General features: G+C 63.2%; 12 protein-coding genes. 4 read left to right on the top strand and 8 right to left on the bottom strand.

Translation table 11 applies throughout. The features are described from left to right. The first annotated feature begins 60 nt into the window (after positions 1 to 60). Together VGG89_10615 and VGG89_10610 are read left to right on the top strand one after the other, a co-directional pair. Positions 61 to 4,314 (top strand): multifunctional oxoglutarate decarboxylase/oxoglutarate dehydrogenase thiamine pyrophosphate-binding subunit/dihydrolipoyllysine-residue succinyltransferase subunit, encoded by a 4,254-nt coding sequence (locus tag VGG89_10615; protein HEY1976990.1) that lies wholly within the window; start codon positions 61 to 63, stop codon positions 4,312 to 4,314. Continuing rightward, positions 4,311 to 4,691 (top strand): carboxymuconolactone decarboxylase family protein, encoded by a 381-nt coding sequence (locus VGG89_10610; GenBank protein ID HEY1976989.1) that lies wholly within the window; start codon positions 4,311 to 4,313, stop codon positions 4,689 to 4,691. The genes VGG89_10615 and VGG89_10610 overlap by 4 nt, the downstream gene beginning before the upstream one ends. 4 nt (positions 4,692 to 4,695) lie before the next feature. On the opposite strand, the gene VGG89_10605 is transcribed toward VGG89_10610, so the two are convergent. Further along, complete coding sequence (locus tag VGG89_10605; protein HEY1976988.1) at positions 4,696 to 5,184, bottom strand: CGNR zinc finger domain-containing protein; 489 nt, start codon at positions 5,182 to 5,184, stop codon at positions 4,696 to 4,698. Between the two features lie 67 nt (positions 5,185 to 5,251). Continuing rightward, complete coding sequence (locus tag VGG89_10600) at positions 5,252 to 5,785, bottom strand: TIGR00730 family Rossman fold protein (protein HEY1976987.1); 534 nt, start codon at positions 5,783 to 5,785, stop codon at positions 5,252 to 5,254. A 50-nt stretch (positions 5,786 to 5,835) separates the two neighbouring features. Here VGG89_10600 and VGG89_10595 point away from each other — a divergent pair, with 50 nt between their 5' ends. Then, on the top strand, positions 5,836 to 6,090 hold the full coding sequence (locus tag VGG89_10595; GenBank protein HEY1976986.1) for a hypothetical protein: 255 nt from the start codon (positions 5,836 to 5,838) through the stop codon (positions 6,088 to 6,090). On the opposite strand, the gene VGG89_10590 is transcribed toward VGG89_10595, so the two are convergent. Then, entirely contained in the window at positions 6,087 to 6,560 is a 474-nt protein-coding gene (locus VGG89_10590) for a GNAT family N-acetyltransferase (protein ID HEY1976985.1), read from the bottom strand. The genes VGG89_10595 and VGG89_10590 overlap by 4 nt on opposite strands. A gap of 17 nt (positions 6,561 to 6,577) precedes the next feature. Here VGG89_10590 and VGG89_10585 point away from each other — a divergent pair, with 17 nt between their 5' ends. Continuing rightward, entirely contained in the window at positions 6,578 to 7,897 is a 1,320-nt protein-coding gene (locus tag VGG89_10585) for a cytochrome P450 (GenBank protein ID HEY1976984.1), read from the top strand. On the opposite strand, the gene VGG89_10580 is transcribed toward VGG89_10585, so the two are convergent. The 5 genes from VGG89_10580 to VGG89_10560 form a co-directional block, all read right to left on the bottom strand. Then, positions 7,887 to 9,002 (bottom strand): serine hydrolase domain-containing protein, encoded by a 1,116-nt coding sequence (locus tag VGG89_10580; GenBank protein HEY1976983.1) that lies wholly within the window; start codon positions 9,000 to 9,002, stop codon positions 7,887 to 7,889. The two genes, VGG89_10585 and VGG89_10580, sit on opposite strands and share 11 nt — an antisense overlap. Positions 9,003 to 9,057: 55 nt before the next feature. Beyond that, complete coding sequence (locus tag VGG89_10575; GenBank protein HEY1976982.1) at positions 9,058 to 10,923, bottom strand: aspartyl protease family protein; 1,866 nt, start codon at positions 10,921 to 10,923, stop codon at positions 9,058 to 9,060. Positions 10,924 to 10,966: 43 nt separating this feature from the next. Then, positions 10,967 to 11,626 carry a helix-turn-helix transcriptional regulator gene (locus VGG89_10570; protein HEY1976981.1) on the bottom strand — a complete coding sequence of 220 codons (660 nt, stop codon included), beginning with the start codon at positions 11,624 to 11,626 and terminating at the stop codon, positions 10,967 to 10,969. Between the two features lie 35 nt (positions 11,627 to 11,661). Continuing rightward, positions 11,662 to 12,375, bottom strand: coding sequence for a hypothetical protein (locus VGG89_10565; protein HEY1976980.1), 714 nt, complete (start codon positions 12,373 to 12,375; stop codon positions 11,662 to 11,664). Between the two features lie 86 nt (positions 12,376 to 12,461). After that, positions 12,462 to 13,844, bottom strand: a complete 1,383-nt coding sequence (locus VGG89_10560; GenBank protein HEY1976979.1) for a KamA family radical SAM protein — start codon at positions 13,842 to 13,844, stop codon at positions 12,462 to 12,464. Positions 13,845 to 13,854: the final 10 nt, after the last annotated feature.

Raw genomic sequence — 13,854 nt, 5'->3', positions numbered from 1 at the left:
TGGCCGGCGAAACGGTTTCGTCATAGGGCGCCGGCCCGACTGAAGATAAAATGAGGTGTCTTGGAAGAACTGGCAGGGACCGTGACCGTGACGCTGCCCGAAATGGGTGAGTCGGTCACTGAAGGCTCCATCGTCGAATGGCGTAAGAAAGTCGGCGATTTCGTCGCCGAGGGCGACGCATTGGTCGACGTCACCACCGATAAGGTCGACGTGGAAGTTCCCGCGACTGCGTCGGGAGTCATCACGCAGATTCTCGTCAACGAAGGCGATACGGTTGCGGTGGGATCGGCACTCGCGCACATCGACACCGCGCGAAACGGCAACGGGAAAGCGGCTGCCGTCGCACCTCCGGCCGCGGCGCCCGCGCCCGCCGGGCCGCCGCGCATCGTCGAAGTAACGCTCCCCGAAATGGGTGAGTCGGTGACCGAAGGTTCGGTCGTCGAGTTGCGCAAACGCGCCGGCGACTACGTGCAGGAAGGCGAAACGCTGCTAGACGTGACGACCGACAAAGTCGACGTCGAAATTCCGGCTCCCGCGAGCGGCGCGATCGTCAACGTGCTCGTCGCTCCCGGCGACACGGTTACCGTCGGCGCAAAGCTGGCGGAAATCGATGCGAACGCAATTTCAACTTCCTTACCGCCAAGCTCGCGAAGCGAGCGCAGTCCTGAGCGTAGCGCCGCAGGCGCGGAGTCGAAGGGCGCAACCCAACGCTCCGAAAATTTCGTGGCGGATCAACCCGCGCGTCGCATGGCAAAACGGCTCGACGTCGATCTCGCGCTCGTGCGCGGATCGGGACCCAACGGATTGATTCTGCGCGGCGACGTGCTCGATCAAGCCCAGCAGGCGAAGCGCCGCGCGCCGGCCGTTTCCGCGAGCGCCGCGTTGCCGCTGCCGCCGGTACCGGCCGGTGCGAAGCTGACGCCGCTCAAAGGTCCGGTCGCGACCTTGGCCAGCTACATGGAGCAGAGCCTCACGATTCCAACCGCGACGAGCTTCCGCACCCTCCTCGTCGACGTGCTCGACGCGCGCCGCAAGGAGCTCAACGGCGCGATCAAGGCTGCGGGACGCAACGAAAAAGTTTCGTTCACGCACATCATCGCCTACGCGCTGGTGCGCGCGGCGCACGATATTCCGGCGATCACGAACTCGTTCCGGCGCGACGAAGGCGGTTCGCCGCAGCGCGTCGAGCCGGGCGTGCATTTAGGATTGGCGGTCGACGCCGAGCGTAAAGACGGATCGCGCTTCCTGGTGGTTCCCGTCATCAAGAACGCCGACGATCTGGACTTCGCATCGTTCCGCCTGAAGTACGAAGAGCTGGTCGTCAAGGCGCGCGACAACAAACTCACCGCCGACGATCTGCAAGGCGCGTCGTTTACGCTCACCAACCCCGGCGGCATCGGTACCGTCGCGTCGGTGCCGCGCTTGATGGCCGGACAAGGCGCGATCATCGCCGCGGGAGCGATCGGCTATCCCCCCGGCTTTGCCAGCGCGAACGAGCAATCGCTCAAGCTGCTCGGCGTGTCGCGCGTGATGCAGATGACGAGCACCTACGATCACCGCGTCGTTCAAGGCGCTCAATCCGGCGAGTATCTGCGGCGCGTCGACGAGCTTCTGCAGGGCAAAGACGGTTTCTACGAATCGGTGTTTGCGTCGTTGGGTTTACAAGCCGCTGCCGTCGTGCAAGTCACCGTTGCCGCCGGCGCCGCCGCGGCGTCGGGCGCGCCTGCCGCTGCGCCTTCGGACGAAATGCTGCGCGCGGTCGCGGCCGGCATGGCGATCGTTTCGGCGTACCGGCGCTTCGGCCACTTAGCCGCTAATCTCGATCCGCTCGGCACCGAACCGGTCGGCGATTCTTCGCTCGAACCGCAGACGTACGGCTTGACGCCGGCGCTGCAGAGTGCGATTCCGGCCAGCGTCTTACGCGTGAAGCTTCCGGGCAACACGCTCGCCGAGGTGCTGCCGCACCTCAAAGAAACGTACAGCTCGACGATCGCCTACGAGATCGAGCACATTTCGAACGCCACGCAGCGCGTGTGGCTGCGCGATTACATCGAGACGGGCAAGAATCGGATCAAGTTTTCGCCGGAACGGCAAATCGAGTTTCTGCAGCGGCTCACGCGCGTCGAAGCCTTCGACCGTTACGTGCGCAAGGCGTTCATGGGCCAGAAGACGTTCTCGGGCGAGGGTCTCGACGTCATGGTTCCGATGCTGCAAGAGATGCTCGACATGCTTGCCGACGACGGCGTCGACAACGCCGTGATCGGCATGGCGCATCGCGGACGGCTCAACGTGATCGCACACGTCGTCGACATGCCGTACGAAGAAGTTATGACCGAGTTCGAAGCCGGACAGTATAAAGGCCAGCTCGGCGACGACGACGTGATGGGCGACGTTAAATACCATCACGGCGCGAAGGGCGACTTCGTTACCGCCAAAGGCAAGCGCATCGCGGTCACCTTGGCACACAATCCCAGCCATCTCGAAGCCGTCGATCCGGTCGTCGAGGGGAGCGCGCGCGCGCTGCAAACCGACCACAGCCACGGCGTGCCGTCGTTCGAACGCAAACGTGCGGTGCCGATTCTCATCCATGGCGACGCCGCATTCATCGGCCAGGGCATCGTTTCCGAAGTGTTCAATTTACAATCGCTGCCGGGCTACGAAACCGGCGGCACCGTTCACCTGATCGCCAACAATCAGATCGGGTTTACGACCGACGCCTTCGACGCGCGGTCGACGCGCTATGCGTCCGACTTGGCAAAAGGCTTCGACGTGCCGATCGTGCACGTCAACGCCGACGACGTCGACGGGTGTATTGCGGCCGTGCACTTGGCCATCGATTACCGCCGCGCGTTCAGCCGGGACGTGCTCATCGATCTCATCGGCTACCGCCGTTTCGGTCATAACGAACAAGACGAACCGGCGTACACGCAGCCGCATATGGCCGAGAAGATCAAGAGCCATCCGACCGTGCGCGAGCTCTTTGCCAACAAACTCATCAATCAGGGAGTGCTCACGCAAGAACAGTCGCAGGCGATGATCGACGCCGCGATGGAGCGTTTGCAGGAGGCACGCAAGGCGGTCAAGGGCGTGTTGGCGGCGCACCTGCACGGCCGCAAAATGTCGGGCAGCAATACCTTCGACGGTACCGCACTCGCGCCGGTCGATCGCGCGCAGCTGGTTACCTGGAGCGAAGCGATCGCGGCCGTTCCCGAAAGCTTCGGACCGAGTAAAAAACTGCTCACGCAGTTCGAACGCCGCAAGGGTACGATTGGCGAGAAGGGGATCGTCGATTGGGGAACCGCGGAAGCGCTATCCTTCGCGTCGCTGCTCACCGCCGGCACGCCGATTCGTCTCACCGGACAGGACACCGAGCGCGGCACGTTCAGCCACCGCCACGCCGTGTTGCACGATCCGTCCAGCGGAAACACGTGGATTCCGCTGCAGCATCTTTCCAGCGGACAGGCGTCGTTCGAGATCCACAACAGTCCGCTATCGGAATACGCGTGCATGGGCTTCGAGTACGGCTACTCGACCGAAGAGACCAACGCGCTGGTTCTCTGGGAGGCACAGTACGGCGACTTCTTCAACGGCGCGCAGATCATCGTCGATCAGTTCATCGCCGCGGGCCAAGCGAAGTGGGGACAGACGTCACGTCTGACCTTGCTGCTTCCGCACGGCTATGAAGGCGGCGGCCCCGAGCACTCCAGCGCGCGTCTCGAGCGTTTTCTGCAGCTCGTGGCCGAAGGCAACTTGCGCGTTGCCTATCCCTCGACGGCGGCCAACTACTACCACCTGCTGCGCATGCAGGCGCGATCGCCGATTGCCGTTCCGCTGGTCGTGATGACGCCCAAGTCGCTGCTGCGAGCCGAGACCGCGTCCGGATCGCTCGACGAAATGGCCCGCGGCACGTTCATGCCGGTTATCGACGATCCTCGGCAGCTCGATCGCAACAGCATCGAACGGCTCATTCTCTGCAGCGGCAAGATCTATCACGACCTCGTCGCGCACGAGGGTGCCGGTAAGTTGAAGAAATCGGCCATCGCGCGTATCGAACTGCTCGCGCCGCTCCCGGCGACCGATATCAACCGCGTGATCGGAAACTATCCGAATCTCAAGAAGATCGTCTGGGTTCAGGAAGAGCCCAAGAACATGGGGGCGCGCGCGTTCGTGCGGCGCCGGCTGCTGGAAAGCAAACGCGACGGCTTCGACATCGAATACATCGGCCGCGGTTACCGCGCGAGCCCGTCGGAAGGCTATGCCGGCCAACACGCCGTGGAACAGGAACGCATCCTCGGGCTGGCGCTGTCGGAGTGAGCGAAAGCGCGCGCGAGCGCGGCGAACGGCTCTTACGAAAAGTCGACGGCGATAGAGTCGCCGACAATTTACTGCGCGAGTACGAATCCGTCGCGCCCGACTTTACGCGGTACCTCGTCGAGTTTGCATTCGGCGAGATCTACGCGCGTGAGGGGGACCTCCGTCACAAGGAGCTGATTGCCATCGCTTCGTTAGCGACGATGGGCGGATGCGATCGTCAACTCGAAACGCACGTTCACGGTGCGTTCAACGTCGGGTTGACCGAGTCCGAGATCGTCGAAGCGGTGATGACGTTGATACCCTATGTGGGATTTCCCCGGGCACTCAACGCAATGGCCGTCGTTAAGCGGGTGATTGAAAAACGCCGTAACGCGTAGGGCGCTATCGCCGACGCGCGCGATAGCCGGCAACCTTCGCACGATTCCCGCATCGCTCCATCGAGCACCAGCGCCGGCGCCGTCCCCGAGAGTCGTCGAGAAAATATGCGTCGCACCCGTCGCAGCGCCGTAAATCGCGCGCGCGGCGCGCGATGACGCCGATCCCGTCGCGCGCGATCGCCGCGAGCGCGCAACGCACGGGTTCGGTCGCGATTCGCAGCAACTCGCCATGCGGGGAGAGCGCCACGATGGGCGGCTCGTCGGCCGCGTAACTGTTGAGCGTCTCGAGATCGCGAGGCGCGAGCCGGTCGCCGGATGCCGCGGCCGCCAGCGAACGCGCAAGCGCGTCGCGCAAGGTCGTCGCCGATACGAGCTCTTCGGGCCGCACGGCCGGGAGCACCGACAGTACGTCCAAGTCGACGAGGGCGCCCGCGAGCTGCGCTCCGGTCTCGATCGGAAGCGCCGCAAAGCCGATGCTAAACCAGTCCGCCACGTAACTATCTTAGGCGGTTACATCGCTCTGCGTCAATGTCCCACGTGGGTAACCGCTTTAAGTGGTGTCATGGGAACATCCTCGCCAGAAGCCCGTCGATCGACGGTGCGTCGGCGAAGAGCGTCCGATGCGCCGGGGTGAGGAACCCTCGATCCACCATGTCGTCGAACATGCCGAGGAGCCGGTCGTAATAGCCGGCGTGGTTGAGCAGGCCGATGGGCTTGTCGTGAATCGCCAGTTGGCGCCAGCTCAGGATCTCGCAGAACTCGTCCATCGTGCCGAACCCGCCGGGCAGCGCGATGAATCCAACGCTCGAGCTCGCCATCAACGCCTTGCGTTCGTGCATGCTGCCGACGACGTGGAGCGCCGACAGGCCGGGATGTTCGACCTCAACGTTCGACAGCGCTTGAGGAATCACGCCGACGACATCGCCCCCGGCGGCCAGCGCAGCGTCGGCGACCGCGCCCATGAGGCCGATGCGGCCGCCGCCGTAAACGACGCCGAAACCCGCGCGCACGATCGCCGTCGCCGCGGCCATCGAAAGGTACGAACCATCGTGCCCTGGGCTACTCCCGCAGAAGATGCAGATGCGCGGTTTCATCGCGTGGCGGTTGGGCAGTTGATTCGCGCGCGCCTCCCGAAGCGCGTGGCGTGGCCACCACGCGACGCGTTCCCGACGACGGCATCATCCGCATCATGCGCGAGCGGCGACGTGCCGGAACCATGAGCGTGGTAACGGGACTCGATCCGCGCGAGATCGACGAGATCGCAAAGCAGCTCAAACGCCACTGCGGTACTGGTGGAACGTCGAAGAACGGCGTCGTGGAAATTCAGGGCGACCACCGCGAGCGCATCGTAGCATGGTTCGCGGCGCAGGGGAAAAAGGTCAAGCTCGCCGGTGGTTAGAGCAGCTCCATCTCGTTGGTCGGCACGAACCCGAGGCGCTCGTACGCCCGGCGGCCGAACCGCGACGCGTGCAGGCGAACGCGCTCGCAGCCGAGATCGCGCAGGAAAGCGACGGCCTCTTGCGTGAGCCGGGTGGCGATTCCGCGGCCGCGCTGCTCGGGGTCGACGCGCACGCCGAAGATGTATCCGCGTTTGATTCCGTGAACCACGTAAGGATAGCCGTCGGCGATCAGCGCGCCGGCAGTGCCGACGATCTCGCCGTCGTCGACCGCGACGAAGAAGCGCGCCTCACCGGCTTCGATACGGCATGCGAGGTATTGCCGGAATCGCGCGCGCCAGTCGCGCGCGAAATCGGATTCGGTGTAGTTGCCGACTTCCTCGAACATCGCCATCCAAAAGTCGGCGTAGCGATCGAGTTCCTCCAACGTGCCCGCCCGGATCGCCGGCGCTTCGACAGCAGCGTGGTTCACGAGTACAGTTGTAGCAAATGAGGTCAATAGGCACGCCCATCCCGGGACCCGGCCGGCTCGAGACGCTGCGCAAGCTCGCACCCAACCCGTTCCCGCGCTTCGTCCCATTTTTAGACGAAATGACGCGGCGCTACGGCGACACGGTCGCGTTTGCCCTGCCGTGGCGAAGCTACGTCTTCATCAACGACCCCGTAGCGATCAAAGACGTGCTGGTGACGCAGCAGCACGCTTTCGTGAAGTCGATGGGCACGCGAGCCCTCAAGTATTTGCTGGGCGAAGGGCTGCTGACGAGCGAGGAGCCGCAGCACCGCAAGATGCGGCGCATCGTGCAGCCTGCGTTTCATCACGAGCGGATCGCCGGATACGCGCGAGAGATGGAGCGTCTGGCCGCGGACTTCGCCGCGAAGATTTGCCCGGACGACCGCTTCGATATGCACGCCGCGATGACCGAGCTGACCTTGCGCATCGCGAGCACGACCCTCTTTGGAAGCGACGAAGGCGCGTCCACCCGCGAGGTGAGTGAGGCCTTGCGGCTCATGATGGAGGCATTTCCTTATAGCTTGCTGCCGTTCGGGCAGATTCGTCAGCGTCTGCCGCTGCCCTCAACGCGCCGTTTCAACCACGCCCGCGCGACGCTCGATCGCGTGATCTACGATTTAATCGCGCGCAAGCGCCGCGAAAGTGAGGGCGCCGACGCGCTGTCGATGCTGCTGGCGGCCGGCGATGCCGAGACGGGCTATCGCTTCACCGACGAGCAGGTTCGCGACGAGGTGATGACGCTGTTCATGGCCGGACACGAAACGACGGCGAACTTGCTGACGTGGACGTTTTATTTGCTCGCGCGCAATCCGGACGTGGAGAAACGCCTGCGCGTCGCGGCCGAGGACGGCGACCGCGGCTTCGTTACGCGCGTCGTGCACGAAACGCTTCGGCTGTATCCGCCGGCATGGTTGCTCGGACGCGAGTCGATCGGCGACATGACGCTGGCCGGCGGAAGCTTCGTGCCGGCGAACACGACCGTCTTCATCTCACCGAAACTACTGCACGTTCGCGCCGACCTGTTTCCCGATCCGCTGCGCTTCGATCCCGATCGCTGGCTCGGCGCGCCGCCGGCGCCGTTTGCGTTCGTTCCGTTCGGCGCCGGCGCGCGTCGCTGCATCGGCGAGGAGTTCGCATGGATGGAAGCGTCGATCGTCCTGCTCGCGCTTGCGCGGCGCTTCCGGTTCGAAATGGACACGGCTGTTGAAGTACCGACGCTGCCGTCGGTCACGCTGCGCCCTGCGGCACCGGTCGCGGTCCGAGCGGTCCCGGTCTCGTTGGACGCGGTTATTTCGTAACGAGAGCCGCGAGAACGGGGTTTGTGAGCTTGCTATTGTCGAGATCGGCGCCGTGATTGGTGAGGATCGTTAGCGCGATGTGCTGGGCCGGAATCGTCGCGGTAAATGCCAAGAACCCCGGCGTGCCGCCGTTGGCGCCGTAAGCCTCATAGCCGGCGCCGGTGAACTTCGCCACGCCGCCGTAGCAGTATTCGGCCGGACGACGGGCGGGGTTTTCGGGACCGGTGTAGGCCGGCTTTCCATTGCCGAGCCGTCCGGCCGTGTAGAAGAGCTTCTCTGCGGCGCCGGTGAAAACCCGATGCCCGAGCAAAGCGTCATCCCACTTCTGCAAATCGGCCGCGTCACCGACGAGAAAGCCCGCGCCGTCGGCCTGCTCGAGATTCCACGCAATGGCGGGAAATAGTTCGCTCTTGGATTTTAGGCCGATCGTTTGGAGTTCAGGAATTGCCGCGAACATATACCCGTTTGCCGTGTCGGGTTCGATGCGAAAGAACGTTTGCGGTGCGACGCTCGTCATGCCCAGCGGCGAAAAAAAACGATCCTTGAGGTAGTCGAAGAATGTTTTGCCGCTTGCCTTTTCAACGATACGCGCGAGAATGACGTAACCGGCGTTGTCGTACTGCGCCTTGCTGCCCGGCGCAAATTCCAGCGGCTGTGAGGCCGACCACTTCAGCAGCGGCTCGTAGTTGACGAACGGGTTCGTGAAATATTCCTTTAGATACCACGGATGCTCGGTGAAATCGGCAACGGCGCCGGTGTGAATCAACAGCTGCCGAATCGTAACGGGAAACTTCGCAAATGCCGGCAGCCACTTACCGATACGATCGTCGATCGAAAGTTTACCATCGTCTTGCAGCGCGAGAACCGCGGCGGCAGTGAACTGCTTGGTAATCGATCCGTACTGATAGCGGGTCCGATCGTCGGCTGCAGCGCGATTGGCGACGTCGCGATACCCGAACGCCTTAGAGTAAACGTTCGTTCCGTCGACGTCGACGCGTACGACCACTGAGGGGATTTGGCGGGCGGCCATGCTCTGCCGAACGGAAGTTTCGATCGTGTGAATCTGCGCCGCGCTCAACGCCGCGGCAGCCAGTAGCGCAATCATAGGAGTGCGCGTTTTGCGTACCGGCGGTTTTTCCTACCGTGCTAAAGCTTCCCGATTAGATTCGAAATGGAGCAGTCGCGCACGTCGAGCGAAACGCGATGGGCGTTCGTGCTTCCGTACGCCCGACGGTCGGTGCCGGATGAAGGATCCTTAACGTTACGCTGGTTTTCCACGTAACGTTCTTTCGGCGAACGGTTAGCCGCAGCACCGTCCCGGCGCCACCCCGCACGATCGCATAGATATCGCCGACGCCCAAATCCGATGCCGCAACGCCGTCGATCGCGAGGATTTCGTCCCCCGGCCGCATACCGGCTTGCGCCGCCGGACCATTGGGCGTAACGCCGTCCACGGCGATGACGTCGTGCGCGCTCTTTTCGAGAGTCAAACCGGCTCGATTATAGACCGGGAGCGGGACGTGAGAGGCGCGCTGCAGGTAGAGCACTCCTCGCCCGTAGTCGAACGTCGGAACGAAGTGGGAGAGAACGAAGTATCCAATGTTCCCGGCCTCCGTCGTGGAAGAGAACGAGCCGCCTCGCTGTCCGACGACGAACGTTACGGGCAGTTTGGAGAAGGTAAGACTGTCGAAGCTCATTTTGCGCAGCGTTTGGGACAGCATGCTCACCGCACCACCGGTCCCATGACCAACGGTAGCCTTTCCGGCTCCATAGAATCGTAAGAGCCCGGTCCGCTGCAAAAACGGTCCAAACAGAATCGGCGTTCCCGAGTTGCCGGTATCGATGCCGAACAAACCCTCGACCCCGTCGACGGCCGCATTGCCGAGCGGCATGTCTTCTTGAAACGAGATCGGCAGGCACGCCGCGCCCGCCGGCGGCGCAAACGCGGAGAAATCCGTCAGCGTGAGCGACCGCGAACCGTAATCCAGCGTCGTGGCAAATCGCTCGAATACCTCGAGTCCCAGGATGCCGGCAAGGGGAACGCGCTTTCCGCGATCGGAGAAGTCGTTGTCGTAGTCGATGACGACGACCGGTTGACGCCTCAGGTACGCCGTTCCAATCTGCAAATCGTCGACCAATGCGTACGACGTCTGCGCGCGACCGGAACCGCCGCCGCCCGACGCGCCCGCTCCCGAAAGGGTTAATCCCAGCTTCCGCGCGGTTTGGAGAGTGAGAATGAAGTGACCGCCCGTGTCGAGCAGAAACGGCAGCGGACCTCGTCCGTTGACGAACGCTTCGATTACGGCATCGCCGCGTTCGACGCGGAGCGGAATCGTCGTTTGACGAGCCTCACCGGCGAATCCGGCGTTGGGCAACGCCGCCGGACGCGCGAACTTCGCGTCGAGCGTGGGCGATAGCGCGTATCGCCGGATTCGTTGCGTCTCCGCGTCGCCGGAAGCCGATCGTTCGGCGATCGAAAATGGTAGCGCGACCCCGGAGACCGTGCGAAAATCGGACCAATCTGTGTAGAGCGTATCGGTCGGAGTCTGCCGTATCGTCCGTACGATGAGGTGTGACACCGAGTCGACGTCCTGCTGGAACTCCAGGCCGCCCTTAGGCGTCACGGCGATAACGTCGGCGCTAGCGCCGCCAACGATGGTGCGGCCAAGACAGCGCATCGTCGCGCCGGGGGCAGGATCGAAATATGCCTGACGCGCGATGTAGGCGGCGGTGACGGCTGCCATTTCTGCGTTGCGCGAGTCGAGCGGGTGAACGCCGCCCGAAAAATCGCGGTACCACACGACCTTCCCGTCGTTGACGTAAACGGTCGTGCGGCCGCCAACGTCGTCCATGCGCACGCTTCGTCCGGTTTTCGTATCGACGACGACGTGAATGCTGCCGGTCTGGGCGTCTTGGGAGACCGAACCGTCTGCCGCGATTTGCCGGATGGCATGCCAGCGGGCTCCGCCGGCGGCCACGAACGCTTGCTGATAAATGGCCACGGGATCGCACGGTTGCGTCAGCACGATTCAATCATCCCGAGACGTCCCTATCTCGTCTTGTGAAATTTTAGCGGGCGAAGGCGGCGGCGAAGCTTCGCGGCGGCATCCCGGCTTCACGCACGAACGCATGCGTGAAGTGGCTCTGATCGCTAAAGCCGCATTCTTGAGCGACCTGCGCGAGCTTGGTAGGCGACGTCATCATTAGCTCGACGGCACGCCGAATGCGAGCGCCACGCTGGAACTCACCCGGGGTCAGACCGACGTACTTGCGAAACGCCCGGCTGAAATCGGCGGGGTGCTTTCCGGCAAGTGCCGCCGCTCGCCCCGGCGTCGCTCGGCTTTCGCCGGTTAGAAACGCGCACGTCTCTCGAAGCCAGACGGGCAAATCGTCGAGACCGTTGCGATCCTTGCTCGCGACGATCGAAAAGACCGGCGCGAATTGCAGTAAGCCGGCTGCTATGACGTCGCCGGCTACGTCGCCACGTCGCGATTCCGCGTTGAGCACGATGCAGGGGTCGTGGAAATGATCGGCGTGGACTTCTCCCGCTTCGTGTACGATCGCGGTTCCCGGCGTGCACCACCGCGGCGAGAGATCGTGCAGTTCGGTATAAGATCCGTGCACGACCACGGACGCATACGGACGATCGTGAGCGTGCGGCGAAAGGGTTCCAGCGGATTCGAAACGCGTCCAGGTAAAAAGAAAATCGTCGGTTTCGACCGTCCTCAACCAAGTACCGTGGAACGTGCCCATTTGGCGGCCGCTTACGTCTTTCCGAAATACGACGTGATGTCGAAGTAGAAGTCGCGCTCGGCTTTGGTCGTCGGGCAGACGACGTGAAGCCGGTCGTAGCTGCGCCCGTTCGCGTGGAGTAGCGCTTGCTGCTGCGGCTTCCACGACGTATGCTCGTCGCACGGATGAAAAGCGACGTACATGTACTCCCAGCGGACGCCGGTAAACTCGTTGCCTTGTACGTCGAGAATCGCCGTCGTCGCCGAATCGCCTGACGGCTCGGCCGGAACTGCTGCCGCGCCGGTCGCGGTCACCGGTATCGTCCATTGAAAACTGCGCACCTTGCCGCCGGCAAACTCATAGGTAACGACGACGCCCGGAGCCTGCGAAGCTCGCCCCGATAGCCGGACCGCGCCGTCGTCTGCGGTGTCGCTCGTAAAGTCGGAATGTTTGGTTTTGACGTCGTCGAGGGTGTCGCCCAGACGAACGCCCGACGGATCCGGAGCGGCCCCGGCCAGGGCTTGTACCGGCGGCGCCGTCGTAAAGACGTGTACGGCCTCGATATACCCCCGGCGGGAAATCACGAGAACGAACGTGCTGTCGGCGCCGGCGATCCAATAGCGGCGCACTTGGAACTCGGGATGGTCGTCGGCGGTCAACACGCGCGACGGGTCTCCGAGCCGCTCGCGCAACGCCGCGACCGGCGCGCCGAGTTCGATGCCTTGCCATGCGATCGGTGCAATCATACAAAGAAAAACGGGGCTACGCCCTTCGGCGTGACCCCGCCCTTCGACTCGCTTCCGCTCACGCGGAAGCTACGCTCAGGATGACACTATGCGAGCACGAGTTGCTCGTCGCCGACGCCGGCCTTTTTCACCGCTTCGTGGATCATCTGATCCTGAATCTCGCGCACGGCCCAGCGCGCTTGCGCGTCGGCCGACAGCTTGTCGATCGGATCGAAGTACAGGAAGGCTTTGCCGGGCTTGACGCTGGGCGCAGCGTACACCGCGATACCGTTTTCGCGATCGTAGTACTCGTAGGAGTGCACGTCGCGTTTGCCGCCGCCGCCGGGCGCGTCGCACACGAACGTCGGCGTGTTGAAGCCGGCGGTGCTGCCGCGTACGAACTTCTCGGTGTCGGTCGCGGTCCAGATCGTCGTGCGCAGCTCTTCGACGCCTTTGACCATGTCGTGCATGTACACGTAGTACGGGTGCACGTTGAGATGACCGAGGCGCTTCACGAGTAGCTGCATGCGATGGCGCGTGTCGTTGACGCCGCGAATCAGCACGGACTGGTTGCGCGTGAAGATGCCGCGCTCGAAGAGCACGCGCATCGCCTTTTCGGTGATCCACGTGATCTCTTCGGGAGCGTTGAAGTGCGTGTGGAGCACGACTTCCTTGCCGATCTTGCGGCCACGCTCGACCACGTCGGTGATCGCGTCGAGCCACTCGGGATGCGTGAGAATCTTCATCGGCATGATCGCCGGGCCTTTGGTCGCAAAACGCATGCGGCGAACGTGCGGGATGTCGAGCAGACGGTTGCCGATGACTTCGAGATTCTTGGGCGACATTTGATACATGTCGCCGCCGGAGATCACGATGTCTTCGAGCTCGGGACGCTCCGCGATGTATTGGAACGCTTCCTCCCATTGCTTGGGCGTCTTCGCCAGCGCGACCTTATCGACGTTGTCGGTGTCGGGGCCGATCGCGTAGCTGCGCGTGCAGAACCGGCAGTACACCGGGCACGTGTTGAGCGGCAAGAACAGCGCCTTGTCGACGTAGCGGTGCACGAGACCGGGAACCGGCGAATCGCCTTGTTCGTGCAGCGAGTCCAAAGTAAGCCGCGGATGATCGGGTAGCAGGGTCGAGGCCAGCGGAACGAACTGCCGCCGAATCGGATCGTTGACCGGATCGTTCCAGTCGATGAGCGAGATCGCGTACGGGGAAACGCGCACGGCCATCGGCGCGGCCTTGAAACCCGCTTCCGCATCGGCGTAAAACTCCGGCGAGCACACGTCCTTGATTGCCGCCAGCAGCTCGTCTGCCGTTTTCACGGCGTTCTTCTGCTGCCAGAGATGATCGAGGAAGGTCGCTTCGTCGACGTCCTTATACGCGGGAATGTGGCGCCAAAACTCGCCCTGCTTGAGGTTCTTGTACTCGAACTGCTCGGGCGGCGCGGGCGGCTTGACGTGATTGATGGTGATGGTCTCGCTCATGGCTCTTCCT

It is taken from the genome of Candidatus Baltobacteraceae bacterium, from assembly GCA_036488875.1.
In the GTDB taxonomy this organism is placed as follows: Bacteria; Vulcanimicrobiota; Vulcanimicrobiia; order Vulcanimicrobiales; family Vulcanimicrobiaceae; genus JAFAHZ01.
This window is presented reverse-complemented; position numbering and strand designations above follow the sequence as displayed.

Coding starts and splice junctions, on each gene's coding strand:
- VGG89_10565 (HEY1976980.1), bottom strand. CDS start 12,375: ATGATTGCACCGATCGCATGGCAAGGCATCGAACTCGGCGCGCCGGTC.
- VGG89_10585 (HEY1976984.1), top strand. CDS start 6,578: ATGAGGTCAATAGGCACGCCCATCCCGGGACCCGGCCGGCTCGAGACG.
- VGG89_10600 (HEY1976987.1), bottom strand. CDS start 5,785: ATGAAACCGCGCATCTGCATCTTCTGCGGGAGTAGCCCAGGGCACGAT.
- VGG89_10560 (HEY1976979.1), bottom strand. CDS start 13,844: ATGAGCGAGACCATCACCATCAATCACGTCAAGCCGCCCGCGCCGCCC.
- VGG89_10580 (HEY1976983.1), bottom strand. CDS start 9,002: ATGATTGCGCTACTGGCTGCCGCGGCGTTGAGCGCGGCGCAGATTCAC.